This window comes from Pseudomonas sp. zjy_15 (genome assembly GCF_043101865.1).
In the GTDB taxonomy this organism is placed as follows: domain Bacteria; phylum Pseudomonadota; class Gammaproteobacteria; order Pseudomonadales; family Pseudomonadaceae; genus Aquipseudomonas; species Aquipseudomonas putida_Y.
In genome coordinates, this window is record NZ_JBICII010000003.1 from 54080 (window position 1) to 72019 (window position 17940).

Below are 17940 nucleotides of genomic sequence, written 5' to 3' on the forward strand. Positions count from 1 at the left end.
GAGGGTGATGCGCGGTGCACCGTGGCTTCCTGCCATGGCCTCTGCGCGCTCTCCGTTTGCCTGCCTATTACCTGTCGCCGCGCATTGCCGTGGTGCCAGCCAGCGGAGAACCCTGATGAGCGAATCCACCGAACGCGACGAACGCCACCTGGCGCGCATGCAGCGCAAGAAGGCGGTCATCGACGAACGCATCGCCAATTCCCCTAACGAATGTGGCCTGCTGCTGGTGCTGACCGGCAACGGCAAGGGCAAGAGCAGTTCGGCCTTCGGCATGCTCGCGCGCGCCTTGGGCCACGGCATGCAATGCGGTGTGGTGCAGTTCATCAAAGGGCGCAACAGCACCGGCGAGGAGCTGTTCTTCCGTCGCTTCCCCGAACAGGTGCGCTACCACGTGATGGGCGAGGGCTTTACCTGGGAAACACAGGACCGCCAGCGTGACATCGCTGCCGCGCAAGCCGCCTGGGCGGTGTCGCGCCAGTTGCTGCAGGACCCAGGTGTGCAGTTCGTGGTGCTGGACGAGCTCAACATCGCGCTCAAGCATGGTTACCTCGACCTGGACCAGGTACTGTCCGACATTCAGGCCCGCCCGCCCATGCAGCATGTGATTGTCACTGGCCGCGCTGCGAAGCCCGAGATGATCGAACTGGCTGATACCGTGACCGAAATGGGTATGCTCAAGCATGCCTTCCAGGCTGGTATCCGCGCGCAGAAAGGCGTCGAACTGTGAGTCGATCGCGCCACTGCCCCGCCGTGTTGATCGCGGCACCGGCCTCTGGCCAGGGCAAGACAACCGTCACTGCTGCCCTGGCCCGCCTGCACCGCAACCTCGGGCGCAAGGTGCGGGTGTTCAAGTGCGGGCCCGACTTTCTTGACCCGATGATTCTCGAACGGGCCAGTGGCGCGCCGGTGTATCAGCTGGATCTGTGGATGATCGGTGCGGAGGAAAGCCGTCGTCTGCTGTGGGAAGCAGCCGGCGAAGCTGACCTGATCCTCATCGAAGGGGTGATGGGGCTGTTCGACGGCACCCCTTCGAGCGCCGACCTGGCGCGCCACTTTGGCGTGCCGGTGCTGGCGGTGATCGACGGCACAGCCATGGCCCAGACCTTCGGCGCCCTGGCCCTGGGCTTGGCGCGGTACCAGGCCGACCTGCCGTTCGCCGGCGTGCTGGCCAATCGGGTCGGTAGCCTGCGCCATGCGCAACTGCTGGAAGGCAGCCTGACCGAAGGCTTGCGCTGGTATGGCGGCTTGTCCCGCGAGCGCGGCATCGAGCTGCCTAGCCGCCACCTGGGCCTGGTGCAGGCCAGCGAGCTGAATGACCTGGACACCCGGCTGGACGCTGCTGCCGAAGCGCTGGGCGCCAGTTGCGATGCGGCGTTGCCGCCGCCAGTAAGCTTTGCCGAACCCGAACCGCAAGCCTGCGTTGCCTCGCTGGCCGGTGTGCGCATTGGCGTGGCGCGGGACGAAGCGTTCGCCTTCACGTATGGCGCTAACCTCGACCTGCTGCGCAACCTTGGTGCCAGGCTGGTGTTCTTCTCGCCGCTGCACGACCGCGAACTGCCGGCAGTAGACAGCCTGTATCTGCCGGGTGGTTATCCAGAGCTGCATCACCATGCGCTGGCCGCCAACGCACCGATGTGCGAAGCGATCCGCGCCCACCACGCGCAGGGCAAGCCATTGCTGGCCGAGTGCGGCGGCATGCTGTACCTGCTCGATGCCTTGACTGACGTGGCCGGTGAACGTGCCGAACTGCTCGGCCTGCTGCCGGGCGAGGCGACCATGCAGAAGCGCCTGGCCGCCCTGGCGCTGCAGGCGGTGGAGCTGCCGGAAGGGACCTTGCGCGGTCACACCTATCACCATTCGCTGACCAGTACTGCGCTGGAACCGATTGCCCGCGGTCTGAGCCCCAACGGTGGGCGAGGCAACGAGGCGGTTTATCGTCTGGGCCGGCTCACGGCCTCCTACGTGCACTTCTATTTCCCTTCCTGCCCGGATGCGGCGGCGGCGCTGTTGCGACCATGAATGATCACGCCTATAGCGACGCCGAGCGCGCCGCAATCTACCGGGCCATCGGCGAGCGCCGCGACATGCGCCATTTCGCCGGTGGCCAGGTAGCGCCCGAGCTGCTTGGCCGCCTGCTGGCCGCCGCGCATCAGGCGCCCAGTGTGGGGCTTATGCAGCCGTGGCGATTTATCCGTATCACCCGGCGTGACCTGCGCGGGCGCATCCAGGCCTTGGTGGAGGCGGAGCGGATACGCACGGCCGAGGCATTGGGCGAGCGATCCGATGCCTTCATGAAGCTGAAAGTGGAGGGCATAAACGATTGTGCCGAGCTGCTGGTGGCGGCCTTGATGGACAACCGCGAATCACACATCTTCGGCCGCCGCACCCTGCCGGAGATGGACCTGGCCTCGCTGGCCTGTGCCATCCAGAACCTGTGGCTGGCCGCGCGTGGCGAAGGGCTGGGCATGGGCTGGGTGTCGCTGTTCGACCCGCAGGCGTTGGCCACGTTGCTGGGCATGCCCGGCGGTGCCAAGCCGGTGGCGGTTCTGTGCCTTGGGCCGGTCGCCGAGTTCTATCCGGTGCCGATGTTGGTGCAGGAAAGCTGGGCCGAAGAGCGGCCCCTGAGTGAAATGCTTTACGAAAACCAATGGGGAGAGCGTCAATGAGCGTGGCCTTGCTGACCGTGGCCGGGGTGGCCCTGGACGCCTTGCTGGGCGAACCACAGCGCCGCCACCCCTTGGTGGCCTTCGGCAACATGGCCGGCAACCTTGAGCGCCGTCTGAATGCTGGCGGGCGTGGCTGGCGCAGCCACGGCGTGAGTGCGTGGTTCCTGGCGGTGGTGCCGCTGACCCTGGTGGCACTGATCCTTTCGTGGCTGCCGTATATCGGCTGGCTGGTTGACGTGCTGGCGCTTTACTGCGCCGTGGGGCTGCGCAGCCTGGGCGAGCATGTGCTGCCGGTGGCCAACGCTTTGCGCCAGGGCGATCTGGCGGAGGCGCGGCGCCGGGTTGGCTACCTGGTCAGCCGCGAAACGCGCGAACTGGACGAACCAGCGGTGGCCCGAGCGGCCACCGAGTCGGTGCTGGAGAACGGCAGCGATGCAGTGTTCGCCGCGTTGTTCTGGTTTGTGGTGGCCGGTGCGCCCGGCGTGGTGCTGTACCGCCTTAGCAACACGCTGGATGCCATGTGGGGTTACCGTAACGAACGTTTCGAGCGCTTTGGCTGGTGCGCGGCGCGCATCGACGATGTGCTCAACTATATACCTGCAAGGCTGGTGGCCCTGACGTATGCCCTGTTGGGCAAAACTCGTCTGGCCCTGGCCTGCTGGCGCAAGCAGGGGCCGCTGTGGGACAGCCCCAACGCCGGGCCGGTGATGGCTGCTGGCGCCGGTGCGCTGGGCGTGGCGCTGGGTGGCCCGGCGGTGTACCACGGCGAACTGCATGAGCGGCCGCGCCTGGGCGAGGGGCCAGTGGCTGATGCCGATGCCATCGAGCGCGGCTGGCAACTGGTGCAGCGCGGCGTGTGGCTGTGGCTGCTGGTGATTTGCCTGGGGGCCTATATCAATGCTTGAACACGGTGGCCGCCTGCTTCGCGCGGTGCAGCAATACGGTATCCCCCGTGAGCAGTGGCTCGACCTGTCCAGCGGCATTGCGCCCTGGCCATTCCCGATCCCGCCGATTCCCGTCGACGCCTGGGCCCGTCTGCCGGAAACCGAGGACGGCCTGGAGGACGCCGCGCGCGCGTATTACGGCGCCCGCCAGTTGCTGCCGGTCGCCGGCTCCCAGGCCGCGATCCAGGCCTTGCCGCTGCTGCGTACAGCCGCCCGGGTAGGCGTGCTGACGCCGTGCTATGCCGAACATCCCTATGCCTGGCAACGGGCGGGGCACCAACTGCTGGCGCTGGATGAAGCGCAAGTTGAGGCTGCGCTCGACGGCCTCGACGTGCTGGTGCTGGTGAACCCCAACAACCCGACCGGCCACCGGGTATCGCGCGAACGTCTGCTGGCTTGGCATGCTCGCCTGGCTGCCCGCGGTGGCTGGCTGCTGGTCGACGAAGCATTCATGGATAACACCCCGGCGGACAGCGTGGTGGACTGCGCCGAACGCCCGGGACTGATCGTGCTGCGCTCGTTTGGCAAGTTCTTCGGCCTGGCCGGCGTGCGCCTGGGCTTCGTTGCCGCCGAACGCAGCTTGCTGCTGCGCCTGGCCGAGCTGCTCGGACCCTGGACGGTCAATGGCCCGACCCGGGTACTGGCCCAGGCCAGTCTGGCTGATCAAGCTGCCCAGCGTGCGCAGGCCGAACGCTGTGCTGCTGCCAGCCAGCGGCTTGCGCACATGTTGCGCAGGGCCGGCCTGGCGCCCAGCGGCGGCTGCGACCTGTTCCAGTACGTGCGTAGCGAGCACGCTGCGCGACTGCATGAATTTCTCGCCCGGCGCGGCATCCTTGTACGGTTGTTCGAACAGCCAGCGGCCGTGCGCCTGGGGTTGCCTGCCTGCGCCGCGGACGAACAGCGCCTGGCCCACGCCTTGGCGGCTTATCAAAAGGAAACGGCATGACGACCCTCATGGTGCAAGGCACCACCTCCGACGCAGGCAAGAGCACACTGGTGACCGCGTTGTGCCGCTGGCTGTTGCGCCAGGGTGTCGCTGTGGTGCCATTCAAGCCACAGAACATGGCGCTGAACAGCGCGGTGACGGCTGATGGCGGTGAAATCGGCCGTGCCCAGGCGGTGCAGGCCCAGGCCTGCCGGCTACAGCCGCACACCGACATGAACCCGGTGCTGCTCAAGCCCAACAGCGACACCGGCGCCCAGGTCATCATCCACGGTCGCGCGGTCACCAGCATGAATGCAGTGGCCTACCACGACTACAAGACCACGGCCATGCAGGCTGTGCTGGCTTCTCACCAGCGCCTGAGTGCCGCGTACCCGGTGGTCATGGTCGAGGGCGCGGGCTCGCCGGCTGAGATCAACCTGCGTGCCGGCGATATCGCCAACATGGGCTTTGCCGAAGCGGTGGACTGCCCGGTGATCCTGGTGGCCGACATCAACCGCGGTGGAGTGTTCGCCCATCTGGTGGGCACGCTGGAATTGCTGTCGACCAGTGAGCAGGCACGGATCAAAGGCTTTGTCATCAACCGCTTCCGTGGTGATATTGCCCTGCTGCAGCCAGGGTTGGACTGGCTGGAACAACGCACCGGCAAACCGGTGCTGGGCGTCCTGCCTTACCTTACTGACCTGCACCTGGAAGCCGAAGACGGCATCGATGTGCGCCAGGGCGTCAAGCACGCGCGTGTGCTCAAGGTGATCGTGCCAGTGCTGCCGCGTATCAGTAACCACACCGACTTCGACCCGCTGCGCCTGCACCCGCAGGTGGACTTGCAGTTCATCGGCCCGGGTCAGCCGATTCCGGCGGCCGACCTCATCATCTTGCCGGGCTCCAAGAGCGTACGCGGCGACCTGGCACAACTGCGCGAGCGCGGTTGGGACAAGGCTATCGAGCGGCACCTGCGTTATGGCGGCAGGCTGATCGGTATCTGCGGTGGCCTGCAGATGCTGGGGCGCGAAGTGCATGATCCGCTGGGGCTGGAGGGGGCCGCAGGTTCAAGCCAGGGGCTTGGCCTGCTCGACTATGCAACGGTGCTCGAAGCCGAGAAGCAACTGCGCAATGTTGCCGGGACGCTGAGCCTTGAAGCGGCAACGGTAACCGGTTATGAAATTCATGCTGGCGTTACGACGGGGCCTGCGCTGGCGCAACCCGCGGTCCAACTGGCTGATGGCCGCCATGATGGTGCTGTCAGTGCCGATGGCCAGATCCTCGCCACCTACCTGCATGGCCTGTTCGAAGACAGCCAGTCGTGTGCTGCACTGTTGCGCTGGGCTGGGCTGGAGGATGTGCAGGTTATCGACTACGAAGCGTTGCGCGAACACGACATTGAGCGCCTGGCCGATCTGGTGGAAAAGCACCTGGACACCGCACAATTGCGTCAGCTGTGTGGGGTGGCCTGATATGCGTAACCTGATCCTCGGTGGTGCCCGGTCTGGCAAAAGCCGCCTGGCTGAACAGTTGGCCAGTGCCAGCGGCTTGCCGGTGACCTACATCGCCACCAGCCAGCCGCTGGATGGTGAAATGAACGAACGAGTGTTGCTGCATCGCCAGCGTCGGCCGGATGACTGGGGGTTGATCGAAGAGCCCTTGGCCCTGGCTGCGGTACTGCGCGCCGAGGCGGCCGAAGGGCGCTGCCTGCTGGTGGATTGCCTGACCCTGTGGCTGACCAATTTGTTGATGCTGGACGACGACCAGCGCCTGGCCGAGGAGCGTGATGCCCTGCTGGCGTGCCTGGAGCAGTTACCTGGCACCCTTATCCTGGTCAGTAACGAAACCGGCCTGGGCGTCGTACCCATGGGCGAGCTGACCCGGCGCTATGTCGACCTGGCCGGCTGGCTGCACCAGGCCGTGGCCGAACGCTGTCAGCGTGTCGTGTTGACCGTGGCCGGCCTGCCCTTAATCCTCAAAGGACCTGCACTATGACCCAAGCCTGGTGGCGTGACGCCTGCCAACCCCTCGACAACGCCGCCATGGACCAGGCCCGCGCCCGTCAGCAGCAACTGACCAAACCTGCTGGCTCGCTTGGCCAACTTGAAGAGCTGGCCATTCAGTTGGCTGGCCTTCAGGGGCTTGAACGGCCAACGCTGGATAAGGTAGCCATCAGCATTTTTGCCGGTGACCACGGCGTGGTCGAAGAGGGCATCTCGGCCTATCCGCAGGCGGTGACCGGGCAGATGCTATGTAACTTCGTCGGCGGGGGCGCGGCGATCAGTGTGCTGGCGCGGCAGCTGCAGGCCAGCCTGGACGTGGTCGACCTGGGCACCATTGACGCGCAGCTGGAGCTGCCCGGCGTGCGCCATCTGCGCCTGGGCACCGGTACTGCCAACTTTGCCCGCCAACCCGCGATGACCGCAAACCAGCTGCAAGCGGCTTTGCAGGCCGGCCGCGACAGTGCCCAGCGCGCTGCCGAACAGGGCGCACAGCTGTTCATCGGTGGTGAGATGGGCATTGGTAACACCACCGCCGCCGCCGCTTTGGCCAGTGTTCTGCTAGGGTGCCCGGCGTCGGCGCTGAGCGGCCCAGGCACCGGCCTGGACAACGCCGGGGTGCAGCACAAGGCCGAAGTCATCGAGAGGGCGCTGCGACTGCATGGCTTGCGCGCTGAAGACCCGTTGCAGGCACTGGCTTGTGTTGGCGGTTTCGAGATCGCGGCGTTGGCCGGTGCCTACCTCGGTTGCGCGCAGGCGGGTGTCGCGGTGCTGGTGGATGGCTTTATCTGCAGTGTCGCTGCGCTCGTGGCAGTGCGCCTCAACCCGCAGTGTCGGGCCTGGTTGTTGTTCGCTCACCAGGGCGCTGAGCCCGGCCACAAGACCTTGCTTGCTGCGCTGCAGGCCGAACCCTTGCTGGCCTTGGGCTTGCGTCTGGGTGAGGGCAGTGGCGCTGCCCTGGCGGTGCCGCTGTTGCGCCTGGCCTGTGCGCTGCATGGGCAGATGGCGACCTTTGCCGAGGCCGCGGTGGCGGACCGCCCGGCATGATCCTCGACTTGCTGCGCCATGGTGAAACGGAACAGGGCGGCCTGCGTGGCAGCCTTGATGATGCCTTGACCGACAAGGGCTGGGTGCAGATGCGCCGCGCCGTGGCCGACGCCGGTCCATGGCAGGTGCTGGTCAGCTCGCCGCTGCAGCGCTGTGGGCGTTTCGCCGATGAGCTGGGTGCGCAGTTGAACCTGCCAGTGCAGCGTGAGCCCGCCCTGCAGGAACTGCACTTCGGTGATTGGGAGGGCCAAAGTGCCGCGCAGATCATGGAGCACCAGGCCGATGCACTGGGCCGTTTCTGGGCCGACCCTTACGCCTTCACACCGCCCAATGGCGAGCCGGTCGAGGCGTTTGCCGAACGGGTGCTGGCGGCTGTCGAGCGTTTGCGCCTTCAGCATGCCGGCAAGCGCGTGCTGCTGGTGACCCATGGTGGCGTGATGCGGCTGTTACTGGCCCGTGCCCGTGGCTTGCCCAGGGAGCAGTTGCTGCAGGTCGAGGTTGGCCATGGCGCGTTGATGCGGCTGGTGCCGGGTGGCGATGGGCAACTGGTCGAGGCACCCTGAGATGTTGCCGTTCTGGATCGCCTTGCAGTTTCTCAGCAGCCTGCCGGTTAGCCTGCCGGGCATGCCGGCACCGCGTGAGGTGGGGCGTTCGCTGCTGTACTACCCGCTGGTCGGGCTGCTGTTCGGCTTGCTGCTGTGGTTGGCCAGCCATCTGCTTCAGGGCACGCCGCCGCCGCTGCACGCGGCTTTGCTGCTGACGTTGTGGGTACTGCTCAGTGGTGCCTTGCACCTGGATGGCCTGGCGGACAGTGCCGACGCCTGGCTAGGTGGTTTCGGCGACCGTGAACGCACCTTGCTGATCATGAAAGACCCGCGCAGTGGGCCGATAGCCGTGGTCACCCTGGTCTTGGTGTTGCTGCTGAAGTTTTGCGCATTGTGGGTGCTGGTCGGGCAGGGCGTCGGGGCGCAATTGCTGCTGGCGCCGTTAATCGGGCGGGCGGCTATGTTGGGTCTGTTCCTTTGTACACCTTATGTGCGACCTGGCGGGTTGGGCCAGGCGTTGGCCGAACATATGCCCCGGTGCGCGGCGGGGTGGGTGTTGCTGGTTTGTGGGCTGTTCTGCCTCTTCCTGGGCGGATGGAGCGTGCTGCTGGCGCTGGCGGTGTTTGCCTGGTTGCGGCATCTGATGTGCCGGCGCCTGGGCGGGACCACCGGTGATACCGCCGGTGCGTTGCTGGAGCTGCTGGAGCTGGCCGTCGTACTCGGTTTGGCGCTGGGGCTTTGAGCTGGACGGCCCTTTCGGGGCCGCTTTGCAGTGCTTTCGCAGCAGGCCATAGGGGGGGAGGGGGCCAGTAACTTCCAGAAACGGTCCGGTAGCGCCTGCCTCTTGCTTGTCGGCGTATCCTCAGCCTCCCCCCAGCAATCAGGTAGGCTTCCCGTGCGTCACTGGATCTTTGCCAGTCTATTGGTCCTGTCCACCCTCCCAGCCACTGCTGCAGATCTCATGGCGTTCTGGGACACCCCACGCCACGGCGGCAACAGTTTCAACCGGCTGCCACCCGATCAGGCCTACTTCGATGCCCTGAGGGGGTACGGCGCTACCTGGGTGCGGCTGTCGTACGACAAATGGCAACCGGTGAAACGTGATTTCCTCCTCGGCAGCGCCGATACCTATGACGGCCTGCCCGAAGCCGACCTGGCGGTGCTGCGTGCCACCCTCGACCGGGCGCACCAGGCGGGGCTCAAGGTGGTCATCGCGCCACTCTCGCTACCGGGTATGCGCTGGTCGCAAAACAACCAGGGCCAGTTCGATGATCGCCTGTGGCAAGACAAACGCTACTGGTCCCAGGCTGCGGCGTTCTGGCGAGATATGGCGCGCGAACTGAAAAGTCATCCGGCCATCGCGGCCTACAACCTGATCAATGAGCCAGCACCGGAGAAACAGGGTGGCCTGGATGAACATGCCGAACTCGGGCAGATGCAGCAGTGGTATGCGCAAGCGCAGGGCGGTGCGCGCGATCTGCCCTTGCTGTACCGGCAACTGATAGCGGCCATTCGCGAAGAAGACGCTGACACGCCGATCATGGTCGATGCTGGCTGGTATGCTGGCGCAGACGCGTTCGGCTACTGGCCGGCGCCGCTGGAAGACGCGCGAGTGCTGTACAGCGTGCACATGTATGAGCCCTATGCCGCTACCAGTGCGCCGAACATGGCGCGCAAGCATCCCATCGCCTATCCAGGCCCCGTACCTTTTGCCGGGCAGACCCAGCTGTGGGATGGGCAACGCGTCGAACGCTACCTGCGCCAGCCGCTGGCATGGGCCGAAGCCATGGGGCTGCCGCGTTCTCGCCTGGTGGTGGGAGAGTTTGGCTGCATGCGCAGGTTGCCGGGTTGTCGGCAGTATCTTGAAGATGTACTCGTCGTGCTGGATCGCAACCGGTTGCACTGGGCGTTCTATAGCTTCCGTGAAGACAACTGGGATGGCATGGACTACGAACTGGGCGCGGCGAAGGTGCCGTGGCGCTACTGGCAGGCGGTCGAGCAGGGCGCGCCAGACCCCCTGGCGCGCAAGGCCACGGTTGAGTTCGAGCCGATCCGCAGGCGCTTGAACCCGGACTGACGCTTCTCACCCCTTGTGAAACTTCTTGCAACAGTCAGTATGCGGGTATATACACGTATCCATGCTGACCAGTGAATGCATCTGTACTCACCTGCGTCGTGCCGCCCGCGGGGTGAGCCGGCATTACGACGAAGCCCTTGCCGGCTTCGGGGTCAATGTCGCCCAGTTTTCCCTGCTGCGTCACCTGCAACGGCTCGACCGACCCAGCATCACAGTCCTGGCTGAAGCCATGGGACTCGAGCGCAGTACCCTGGGCCGTAATCTGCGTGTGCTGGAGGCGGATGGGCTGGTAGCACTGGGCGATGGCGACGACCAGCGTAACCGCGTGGTGCTGTTGACCGCAGCGGGTAAGCAACTGTTGCACGTTGCCCACCCAGCTTGGGAGCAGGCGCAGAAAGAGCTGGTTGAACGGCTCGGGGTGGGGCAGCGGGATGAGCTGGTGCGACTGCTGAAACAACTGGCCTGAATCGATACGACTATAAGCGGGTATATACCCGCAAAACCTTGCGATGAGCGGGAGATAACGAAAATGACTTCGGTGTGGCGAACCAGCGGATGGGTATTGGTGGGGGCGGCCTTGATACTGGCGCTGTCTTTGGGCGTACGACACGGCTTCGGCCTGTTCCTGGCGCCGATGAGTGCTGATTTTGGCTGGGGGCGTGAGGTGTTTGCCTTCGCCATTGCCCTGCAGAACCTGATCTGGGGGCTGGCGCAGCCGTTCGCTGGCGCCTTGGCCGACCGGCTTGGCGCGGCGCGGGTGGTCATCATCGGCGGTATTCTCTATGCCGTCGGCTTGATCCTGATGGGCATGGCTGATTCGGCCTGGTCGTTATCGCTGAGTGCGGGGTTGCTGATCGGCATTGGCCTGTCCGGCACGTCGTTCTCGGTCATCCTCGGTGTGGTCGGGCGTGCTGTGCCGGCCGAAAAACGCAGTATGGCCATGGGGATCGCCAGCGCCGCCGGGTCATTCGGCCAGTTCGCCATGTTGCCGGGCACCCTTGGTCTGATTCAGTGGCTGGGCTGGTCGGCAGCGTTGCTGGTGCTGGGGCTGATGGTGGCGTTCATCGTGCCTTTCGTCGGCCTGCTGCGCGATCGCCCGTTACCCAGTCACGGTGCCGAGCAGACCCTGGGCCAGGCGCTGCGCGAGGCGTGCACGCACTCCGGCTTCTGGTTGCTGGCGCTGGGCTTTTTTGTCTGTGGCTTCCAGGTCGTGTTCATTGGCGTGCACCTGCCGGCCTACCTGGTTGACCAGCACCTGGCTGCGACCACCGGTACGACAGTGCTGGCGCTGGTCGGCCTGTTCAACATCGTCGGAACCTTCACCGCTGGCTGGTTGGGCGGGCGCATGTCCAAGCCGCGCCTGCTGACCGGTTTGTACCTGCTGCGCGCGGTGGTGATCGTGCTGTTCCTGTGGGCGCCGGTGAGCGAGTTCAGTGCTTATCTGTTCGGTATTGCCATGGGCCTGCTGTGGTTGTCCACGGTACCGTTGACCAATGGTACCGTGGCCACCGTGTTCGGGGTGCGTAACCTGTCCATGCTGGGCGGTATCGTGTTCCTGTTCCATCAGTTGGGCGCGTTCCTGGGGGGGTGGCTGGGTGGGGTGGTGTATGACCGCACCGGTAGCTACGACCTGGTTTGGCAGATATCCATCCTGCTCAGCTTGCTGGCTGCTGCCCTTAACTGGCCGGTGCGCGAACGCCCGGTTGCACGCCTTCAGGCCCAGGCAGCATGAACCGCTACCTGCTCCGCGGGCTGTTGGCGGTTGCCGCGCTGTTGCTGTTGGCACTGGTGTGGTGGGGCTGGCATCAGGGAGGGATGGCGCTGATGCAACTGGGCATGAGTGTGTGTTAGGCGCTACCCTGCAAGCTCAAGGGTTGTCATGCGGGAGAAACGAGTCATGCGTGCACATTGGTTGACGGTGCCAGTGCTGGCCCTGCTTGCCAGTACATCGAGCTGGGCAGCGGATTGCCCGGCGTTGTTGCAGGGCAGCCTGCCGGAATTGCGCGGCAAGGGGCAGGTCGAGCTGTGCGAACGCTTTGCCGGCAAGCCGCTCGTGGTGGTGAACACTGCCAGTTATTGCGGTTTTGCCCCGCAGTTCGAGGGGCTTGAGGCGACGTATAAGGAATATCACGAGCAAGGGCTGGAAATGCTCGGCGTGCCGTCCAATGACTTCAAGCAGGAAGACGCCGACAGTGAGAAGACTGCCAAGGTTTGCTATGCCAACTACGGCGTCACCTTCACCATGACCAAGACGCAGGCGGTGCGGGGCAAGGATGCGATACCGCTGTTCGCGGAGCTGGCCAGCCAGAGCAGTGCGCCGAAGTGGAATTTCTACAAGTATGTTGTCGATCGCAAGGGCAAGGTGATCGGTAACTTCTCCAGCCTGACCAAACCGGATGATCCCGCATTCCGCGCCGCTATCGAAAAGGCCATCGCCTCACAGCAGTAACCAGGCTGATCTTGCTGCGACTTCCGCTTCTAAGTGCGAGGCAGTTCAGGCGATGCAGATTGCGACTTCAGGAGGCCGAGCGCAGGCCTCCTGAAGTCGTGAAGATCAAGATCAAAAACAGGAAGTGGCTGGCTGCAGGCCACTTCACCATGCATGCACGGTAATCGCCACCAGCCGCATCACCACCGGCCGGACCACCAGCACACACACAAATGCCACCGGCATCGCCAGCTGATAGGCCTTGAGCACATTGCCCAGATACTCCGGGGTAATCCCGGCATTGGCAGCCGTGATCACAAAGCACATCAACAGCGCCATGATCGACGACATGAAGAACGCGAAAACGTAGGGGGTAGCGACCGGGTGTAATTTGCGTCGACCGCGCGACCGGGAAAGGTTGCTCATGCGAACTCCTGAAAGCTGAGTGGAAGCGCAGATTAGCAACGTGCACGCCTGCAGCTGTAGACCCGCAGCATTGAGTTCTTTATAAAGAAATCATTACGAATCCAAGAGCTCACCATGGACCTGCTCAACGCCATCCGCTGCTTCATCAAGGTGGTCGAGGCCGGTAGCATTGCCGCTGGCGCCCGTAACATCGGCCTTAGCCCGGCAGCCGTCAGCCAGAATCTGGCGCGGCTGGAAGGCCACCTGCAAGTGCGTCTGCTCAGCCGAACCACACGCAGCATGGCCCTGACGCCCTCTGGTGCTCAGTATTACGAGCGTGTAAAGCACATCGAGCGTGATCTGGTCCTGGCCGAACAGGCAGTGACAACACCCGACAGCGAGCCTCAGGGGCGGTTGTGCATTGCCTCGACCTCTGCCTTCGGGCGCCATGTGCTGGCACCGTTGATACCTGCTTTCAGTGCCCGCTACCCCTTGCTTTCGATAGAGTTGGTAACGACTGATCGTCGGGTCAACCATGCCCGTGAAGACGTTGACGTGAGCCTGCGCATTGCGCCGCAGCTCGAAGACCAGTTGCTGGCCCGGCGCGTCGCCCGCATTCCGTTCATTTGTTGTGCCTCACCTGGCTACCTGCAAAGTGCTGGCGTACCTGGCACGCCCGAGGCCTTGCGCGGGCACCGTTGCCTTGTGTTTCGCTACCCGGTGGATGGCCGCTTCCTGCGCTGGGGCTTCATACGGGACGGCCTGCGTTTCGAAGCGGAATTCGGCAGTGTATTGATCAGCGACGATATCGATGCCCTGACCCAGATGGCCCTGCACGATGGTGGCATCACCCGCCTGGCCGAGTTCATTGTGCGGCCACACCTGGCCTCGGGCGCCTTGGTGCCGCTGTTCGAATACTGCGACAGCAGCCAGGCTTACGCCCAGACCGAGCCCATGGACATCTACCTGTGCCTGGCCGATCGCTTTGCCATGACCACCAAGGTGCGCGTTTTCATGGACTATCTGCGCGAGTGCCTGGGCGACAGCTGGCAACTGCAGGCATGAAAAAAAACCGCCACGAAGGCGGTTTTCATGTGACGCGCAAGAATCAGAAGCGGTAGGTGAGGGATGCACCGATACCGTGAGCGCTGTTCTCGTACTTGGCCTGGTAGCTGCCTTTGGTCGCGCTGACCTGATTGACCTTGGTGTCCTCCTCCCACAGGTAGGAGTAGGCGACGTCAATGGTCATGTCGTCGTTCGGGCTCCAGCCGGCACCCAGGCTGAACACCTTGCGGTCGCCAGTCGGGATGCGCGGCGAACGATCGTGGTTGTTGGTTGGCGACTGGTCGACGGTGAAGCCGGTACGCAGTACCCACTCCTTGTTGACCTTGTAGGATGCACCAATGGCGTGAGCCCAGGTGTCATGCCAGTTCTGCTCTTCGGTGATGGTCTGGAACGCCGAACCTGCCAGTGGCGCCGGCACATCGTTCTGCACGGTGATGTCTTCCAGGCGGCTCCAGCGCGTCCAGGTGCTGCCTGCGTACAGGGTCCATTGGTCGTCCAGTTCATGGGTAACCGAAAGGTCGACGGATTCAGGCGTCTTGATCTTCAGGCTGGCGTCAAACTTGTTGCCATTGAATGGCCCGATCAGCGGGGTGCTGACACGGGTCTTGCCCTCGAGCTTGTAGTCGACCATCGAGTGATAGGTAAGACCGACACGGGTGCGGTCGGTGGCCTGGACCAGAATACCGATGTTGTAGCCAACGGCGGTATCGTCGCCCTTGATCTTCACTTCGCCGTCGTTACGGCCCGGGGTGAACGGGTTGATCAGGCTCGAGCCCAGTTCCCCTTCGATGCGGTTGATGGTCGGGCCAAAACCGATCGAGACCTTGTCGTTGAAGGCATAGCTGACAGTCGGCTGGAAGGTGACAACCTGTACGTGGCTCTTCTTGCCCCAGTAGCGCGCGGCATCATCGCTGCCGTAGTCGGTTACCAGGCCGAACGGTACGTAGACACCGAAACCGACGCTCCAGTGGTCATCGATCGGCTTGACGTAGTAACCCATGGGTACGCCAACGACAGGCACCATGTCACCATCGGTTTCCCCCCCGAGGTTGCTGCCTGGGCCCGATATGTCGGTCTTGGCGATGACGGCAGCGCCGCCCACGGTGAACTGTTCGCGCTTGAGGCGGGACATGCCGGCCGGGTTGCCGAATACGGTACTGGCATCTTCGGCAGAAGAAGAACGTCCCGCGAAACCTGTCCCCATGCTGCTGATGCTCTGTTCGTTGAGCGCGAAGCCGCTGGCGAGCAGTTGGCTGGAAGCAAGCGCAACGGCTAAGCCGAGGGAGGTTTTGAGCATTACTTTTTTCATTATTAGAAAACTCCTTGGGATCTCCGGGGCGAAAAGCTACCAACAAATCACGCGCCGCGCTATAGGCTCAATCGCAGGAGTTAGAGTGGTTTTGTAGGACAATCCGACCAAAATTCCCTTTTTTCCGGTATAGTTGTAGGACGCGTCTCAAGATGCCTGTGGCAATTTCTGATCTATGCAGGCATGCCAGGCGTGGGTGAAGTCGCGCAGGCGACCCTGGGGGTTGAAAATCTGTCGCCAGATCCGCGCCAGTGCCAGTAGATCGTCCGCCGCAGGCAATGGTGTGGCCTGCTCTTCGATGAGCATCCAGGCAATGGCAGTGGAATAGCGCAGGTTGACGGTGAGCTCCAGGTGCGGGCCACCAAGGAAGGCGTGCTGGCTGGCCAGGCCGCGAATCAGGCTGGCTAGGTCGGGATCACGGGCCAGGTATTCGTCCCAGAGCGCCTGGTGACGTTGCTCGCCGATACGGTAAAGGCCGTGCCCGCGCCGGTCATGCAGGGCTGAGCCGAGGGCTGACTGACTGGCGGCGATGCCCAGTAACAAGGCTTCGGCGCTGGCGCAGTGACGGTTCAGGTAGACCAGGGTGGGTCGGATCACATACTGACACAATTCATTCGCCGCAATACCCATGATGCCCTCGAGCAGGTAAGGGCCGGACGGGCGCTGGAGCTTGGCAGCTGGTGAATGATCAGGCCCGCCGGGAGCGGAAAGCACCGCTCGAGTTGAAGTGTAGTGTGATAATCGTGGTGTAAAGAGCTGTTTTTAAATCGATTACTGCCTGATGCTCCGGGCCATATGCCCTAAGGCAATTACGCCAGGAGCGTTCAGGCAGTCTTGCGATTGGATGATTCAGCGCTTGAATACCCCGGCATTCGCCGGTCACGCGGTAAGCGACTGACGAGTCCTGGCGATCACCGCCTGCAGCGGTTCGCTGCGGCTGTACTGTTCGTGGTACAGGCGTTCGGTGTGGCAGGCAACGCCGTGTTCGTCTACCAAGGTAAAGCTGAAGCTGCCCTTGCGTGGGGCAACGATAAGGCACTTCAACGGCGAGAAGGCCTGGGAGAGGGTGCCAATGGCAGCCTGAATCTGATGATGAGTTTGCATATTGTTGGAGGTTCCTGCTTTAAACACGGGGATAAGATCCGTGCATGATAGAAACGTTCCAGTGACGCCTTTATTAAGGGACGAACGAACCTGACTGGAACAGGGCAGCCAGAGGGGGCGCAATCAAATGTAGGCGCTTGGGCTGACTGGTAGGTACTTCGGAAGGCAGGCAGCACGCCGAGGCCAAGGTTCTAGGCCGTCGAGGTGGGATCCTGATCAATCTGTCATGTGATTCATGCTTGCGCAGCGCAGTGCTGGCGAGTGAATCATTGAATGGGCCGGTCCTTGTTTCAGCAGAACTGCTCTTGGGGGGAACAAGTCTGCAAGGACGCTTGCGGCCAAAATTGACTTTCAGCTTGGTACTAACGAGGGGCACCTTACCGGAAGTGCAGGTGTTTGGCAAGCAGTATGTGTGTTCAAGTGAGCCGCGCAGTATGGCGCGAATTCTCGCTGCTGTGAAGAGGGGGTAAATGGCCTTTATGCGGGCCGATGTGTCCTTTTCGTGCACGGAAATGAAGGTTTATGGTGCACTTGTTCACATTCGGGGCAGCGCTTGTAACGGCTTGATAACACCACCCGGCAGCCTCGCCAATGCCTTGACTGCGTGGTTAAGTCAATGAAAAAAAACACTATTTTTAGCTGGTGAAAAAATCGTCAGTTTGACCAAAGCCCCCAATTCACGGGGGTTTGAGGGGTGTGATAGGGGGTTGTCCACCGAGTTATCCACAGGAACTGTGGATTGTCCCGAGCGCTTGCTCTAGCACGGGCGTGCCAGCAACGGGATGAACTGTCCGACAATCCCCATGCTCCAAAAGACCGGTTGGTCATCCTCCTGGAAACGTCAAGAAAAGATCATTGAATTTTTTTTCAATACTCCAGAAATCGACAGGCCAGGGTGAAAAAAAAAGAGTAGAGTGGCGCGCTTTTCGAGTTACCAAAACCTGTTGCTCATGAAGTTTCGCGGTAAACACCTCGCCAGCCCCGTTGCATCGACACTTGCACCTCCCGCCAAACGCTTTTCCCTGAAAGTGGCCCTGTGGTTGCTCGATAGCCCGCGCCTGGGCGATAAACCTCAGGTCAAGCACCTGGCCGGGCGCCTGTTGAAGCAGCCGGCGCGCCAAGGTGTGGTTGTGGCGCAGAGCCGCCTGGGGCAGATGCTGTGCCGCGACTGTGGCAATGCCCGCGACCGGCGTATTGGCCATGAGCTGCTGCGTCAGGCAGCCCGCGCAGGGGATCGTCGGGCGCAGTTGGAGTACGCTCGGCTGTGTCGGCAAAACGAGCCGGAGCAGGCGCGCTATTGGCTTGAGCTTGCCGCAGGGCAGGGCTCGCAGGAAGCGCGGCGGTTGCTGCGACAGTGGTTTCCTGCCTGAGCTTCGTTGCCTGTGCGGGCCCTTTTGCGAGCAATCCCCGATGTGTGTCCATCAC

General features: G+C 63.2%; 21 protein-coding genes. 17 read left to right on the forward strand and 4 right to left on the reverse strand.

Annotated features, from left to right (window positions below):
• The first annotated feature begins 115 nt into the window (after positions 1–115).
• The 15 genes from cobO to ACF8EF_RS00370 all read left to right on the forward strand — a co-directional run bounded on the left by cobO (position 116) and on the right by ACF8EF_RS00370 (position 12653).
• Positions 116–727: a cob(I)yrinic acid a,c-diamide adenosyltransferase gene (gene cobO, locus ACF8EF_RS00300; RefSeq protein ID WP_014754250.1), complete on the forward strand. Its 612-nt coding sequence runs from the start codon at positions 116–118 to the stop codon at positions 725–727.
• A complete protein-coding gene (locus ACF8EF_RS00305) occupies positions 724–2019 on the forward strand; it encodes a cobyrinate a,c-diamide synthase (protein ID WP_392460829.1) in 1296 nt (431 codons plus the stop codon). The genes cobO and ACF8EF_RS00305 overlap by 4 nt, the downstream gene beginning before the upstream one ends.
• Positions 2016–2666 (forward strand): 5,6-dimethylbenzimidazole synthase, encoded by a 651-nt coding sequence (gene bluB, locus ACF8EF_RS00310; protein WP_176685485.1) that lies wholly within the window; start codon positions 2016–2018, stop codon positions 2664–2666. Before ACF8EF_RS00305 ends, bluB begins: the two co-directional genes overlap by 4 nt.
• Positions 2663–3571 carry an adenosylcobinamide-phosphate synthase CbiB gene (gene cbiB / locus ACF8EF_RS00315; RefSeq protein ID WP_176685484.1) on the forward strand — a complete coding sequence of 303 codons (909 nt, stop codon included), beginning with the start codon at positions 2663–2665 and terminating at the stop codon, positions 3569–3571. The genes bluB and cbiB overlap by 4 nt, the downstream gene beginning before the upstream one ends.
• A complete protein-coding gene (gene cobD / locus ACF8EF_RS00320; protein ID WP_392460830.1) occupies positions 3564–4556 on the forward strand; it encodes a threonine-phosphate decarboxylase CobD in 993 nt (330 codons plus the stop codon). Before cbiB ends, cobD begins: the two co-directional genes overlap by 8 nt.
• On the forward strand, positions 4553–6007 hold the full coding sequence (locus ACF8EF_RS00325; protein ID WP_392460831.1) for a cobyric acid synthase: 1455 nt from the start codon (positions 4553–4555) through the stop codon (positions 6005–6007). The genes cobD and ACF8EF_RS00325 overlap by 4 nt, the downstream gene beginning before the upstream one ends.
• A gap of 1 nt (position 6008) precedes the next feature.
• Positions 6009–6530, forward strand: coding sequence for a bifunctional adenosylcobinamide kinase/adenosylcobinamide-phosphate guanylyltransferase (gene cobU / locus ACF8EF_RS00330; RefSeq protein ID WP_176685481.1), 522 nt, complete (start codon positions 6009–6011; stop codon positions 6528–6530).
• Positions 6527–7582, forward strand: coding sequence for a nicotinate-nucleotide--dimethylbenzimidazole phosphoribosyltransferase (gene cobT / locus ACF8EF_RS00335; protein WP_176685480.1), 1056 nt, complete (start codon positions 6527–6529; stop codon positions 7580–7582). Before cobU ends, cobT begins: the two co-directional genes overlap by 4 nt.
• Positions 7579–8145 carry a histidine phosphatase family protein gene (locus tag ACF8EF_RS00340; protein ID WP_392460832.1) on the forward strand — a complete coding sequence of 189 codons (567 nt, stop codon included), beginning with the start codon at positions 7579–7581 and terminating at the stop codon, positions 8143–8145. The genes cobT and ACF8EF_RS00340 overlap by 4 nt, the downstream gene beginning before the upstream one ends.
• Position 8146: 1 nt before the next feature.
• On the forward strand, positions 8147–8869 hold the full coding sequence (locus ACF8EF_RS00345) for an adenosylcobinamide-GDP ribazoletransferase (RefSeq protein ID WP_392460833.1): 723 nt from the start codon (positions 8147–8149) through the stop codon (positions 8867–8869).
• Positions 8870–9088: 219 nt separating this feature from the next.
• Positions 9089–10204: a glycoside hydrolase family 5 protein gene (locus tag ACF8EF_RS00350; protein ID WP_392460841.1), complete on the forward strand. Its 1116-nt coding sequence runs from the start codon at positions 9089–9091 to the stop codon at positions 10202–10204.
• A gap of 61 nt (positions 10205–10265) precedes the next feature.
• A complete protein-coding gene (locus ACF8EF_RS00355; protein WP_084850372.1) occupies positions 10266–10670 on the forward strand; it encodes a MarR family winged helix-turn-helix transcriptional regulator in 405 nt (134 codons plus the stop codon).
• A 63-nt stretch (positions 10671–10733) separates the two neighbouring features.
• Entirely contained in the window at positions 10734–11936 is a 1203-nt protein-coding gene (locus ACF8EF_RS00360; protein WP_218115526.1) for an MFS transporter, read from the forward strand.
• Positions 11933–12055, forward strand: a complete 123-nt coding sequence (locus ACF8EF_RS00365; protein WP_256122397.1) for a hypothetical protein — start codon at positions 11933–11935, stop codon at positions 12053–12055. Before ACF8EF_RS00360 ends, ACF8EF_RS00365 begins: the two co-directional genes overlap by 4 nt.
• A gap of 46 nt (positions 12056–12101) precedes the next feature.
• Complete coding sequence (locus ACF8EF_RS00370) at positions 12102–12653, forward strand: glutathione peroxidase (protein WP_014592086.1); 552 nt, start codon at positions 12102–12104, stop codon at positions 12651–12653.
• Between the two features lie 144 nt (positions 12654–12797).
• On the opposite strand, the gene ACF8EF_RS00375 is transcribed toward ACF8EF_RS00370, so the two are convergent.
• The gene (locus ACF8EF_RS00375; protein WP_392460834.1) at positions 12798–13058 is read right to left on the reverse strand and encodes a DUF2798 domain-containing protein; all 261 of its coding nucleotides are present in this window, start codon (positions 13056–13058) and stop codon (positions 12798–12800) included.
• Positions 13059–13172: 114 nt separating this feature from the next.
• On the opposite strand from ACF8EF_RS00375, the gene ACF8EF_RS00380 reads away from it, so the two are divergent.
• Positions 13173–14102 (forward strand): LysR family transcriptional regulator, encoded by a 930-nt coding sequence (locus ACF8EF_RS00380; RefSeq protein WP_176685476.1) that lies wholly within the window; start codon positions 13173–13175, stop codon positions 14100–14102.
• Positions 14103–14145: 43 nt separating this feature from the next.
• Here the strand turns inward: ACF8EF_RS00380 and ACF8EF_RS00385 are convergent, their stop codons facing one another.
• From ACF8EF_RS00385 to ACF8EF_RS00395, 3 genes are all read right to left on the reverse strand, one after another.
• The gene (locus ACF8EF_RS00385) at positions 14146–15411 is read right to left on the reverse strand and encodes an OmpP1/FadL family transporter (protein ID WP_176685475.1); all 1266 of its coding nucleotides are present in this window, start codon (positions 15409–15411) and stop codon (positions 14146–14148) included.
• A 147-nt stretch (positions 15412–15558) separates the two neighbouring features.
• Complete coding sequence (locus ACF8EF_RS00390; RefSeq protein WP_176685474.1) at positions 15559–16041, reverse strand: hypothetical protein; 483 nt, start codon at positions 16039–16041, stop codon at positions 15559–15561.
• A 249-nt stretch (positions 16042–16290) separates the two neighbouring features.
• Complete coding sequence (locus tag ACF8EF_RS00395) at positions 16291–16515, reverse strand: hypothetical protein (RefSeq protein WP_176685473.1); 225 nt, start codon at positions 16513–16515, stop codon at positions 16291–16293.
• Positions 16516–17465: 950 nt separating this feature from the next.
• On the opposite strand from ACF8EF_RS00395, the gene ACF8EF_RS00400 reads away from it, so the two are divergent.
• On the forward strand, positions 17466–17885 hold the full coding sequence (locus ACF8EF_RS00400) for a tetratricopeptide repeat protein (RefSeq protein ID WP_176685472.1): 420 nt from the start codon (positions 17466–17468) through the stop codon (positions 17883–17885).
• The last annotated feature ends 55 nt before the right edge of the window (positions 17886–17940 follow it).

Coding starts and splice junctions, on each gene's coding strand:
- cobO (WP_014754250.1), top strand. CDS start 116: ATGAGCGAATCCACCGAACGCGACGAACGCCACCTGGCGCGCATGCAG.
- bluB (WP_176685485.1), top strand. CDS start 2,016: ATGAATGATCACGCCTATAGCGACGCCGAGCGCGCCGCAATCTACCGG.
- cbiB (WP_176685484.1), top strand. CDS start 2,663: ATGAGCGTGGCCTTGCTGACCGTGGCCGGGGTGGCCCTGGACGCCTTG.
- cobD (WP_392460830.1), top strand. CDS start 3,564: ATGCTTGAACACGGTGGCCGCCTGCTTCGCGCGGTGCAGCAATACGGT.
- ACF8EF_RS00325 (WP_392460831.1), top strand. CDS start 4,553: ATGACGACCCTCATGGTGCAAGGCACCACCTCCGACGCAGGCAAGAGC.
- cobU (WP_176685481.1), top strand. CDS start 6,009: ATGCGTAACCTGATCCTCGGTGGTGCCCGGTCTGGCAAAAGCCGCCTG.
- cobT (WP_176685480.1), top strand. CDS start 6,527: ATGACCCAAGCCTGGTGGCGTGACGCCTGCCAACCCCTCGACAACGCC.
- ACF8EF_RS00340 (WP_392460832.1), top strand. CDS start 7,579: ATGATCCTCGACTTGCTGCGCCATGGTGAAACGGAACAGGGCGGCCTG.
- ACF8EF_RS00345 (WP_392460833.1), top strand. CDS start 8,147: ATGTTGCCGTTCTGGATCGCCTTGCAGTTTCTCAGCAGCCTGCCGGTT.
- ACF8EF_RS00350 (WP_392460841.1), top strand. CDS start 9,089: ATGGCGTTCTGGGACACCCCACGCCACGGCGGCAACAGTTTCAACCGG.
- ACF8EF_RS00355 (WP_084850372.1), top strand. CDS start 10,266: ATGCTGACCAGTGAATGCATCTGTACTCACCTGCGTCGTGCCGCCCGC.
- ACF8EF_RS00360 (WP_218115526.1), top strand. CDS start 10,734: ATGACTTCGGTGTGGCGAACCAGCGGATGGGTATTGGTGGGGGCGGCC.
- ACF8EF_RS00365 (WP_256122397.1), top strand. CDS start 11,933: ATGAACCGCTACCTGCTCCGCGGGCTGTTGGCGGTTGCCGCGCTGTTG.
- ACF8EF_RS00370 (WP_014592086.1), top strand. CDS start 12,102: ATGCGTGCACATTGGTTGACGGTGCCAGTGCTGGCCCTGCTTGCCAGT.
- ACF8EF_RS00375 (WP_392460834.1), bottom strand. CDS start 13,058: ATGAGCAACCTTTCCCGGTCGCGCGGTCGACGCAAATTACACCCGGTC.
- ACF8EF_RS00380 (WP_176685476.1), top strand. CDS start 13,173: ATGGACCTGCTCAACGCCATCCGCTGCTTCATCAAGGTGGTCGAGGCC.
- ACF8EF_RS00385 (WP_176685475.1), bottom strand. CDS start 15,411: ATGAAAAAAGTAATGCTCAAAACCTCCCTCGGCTTAGCCGTTGCGCTT.
- ACF8EF_RS00390 (WP_176685474.1), bottom strand. CDS start 16,041: ATGGGTATTGCGGCGAATGAATTGTGTCAGTATGTGATCCGACCCACC.
- ACF8EF_RS00395 (WP_176685473.1), bottom strand. CDS start 16,515: ATGCAAACTCATCATCAGATTCAGGCTGCCATTGGCACCCTCTCCCAG.
- ACF8EF_RS00400 (WP_176685472.1), top strand. CDS start 17,466: ATGAAGTTTCGCGGTAAACACCTCGCCAGCCCCGTTGCATCGACACTT.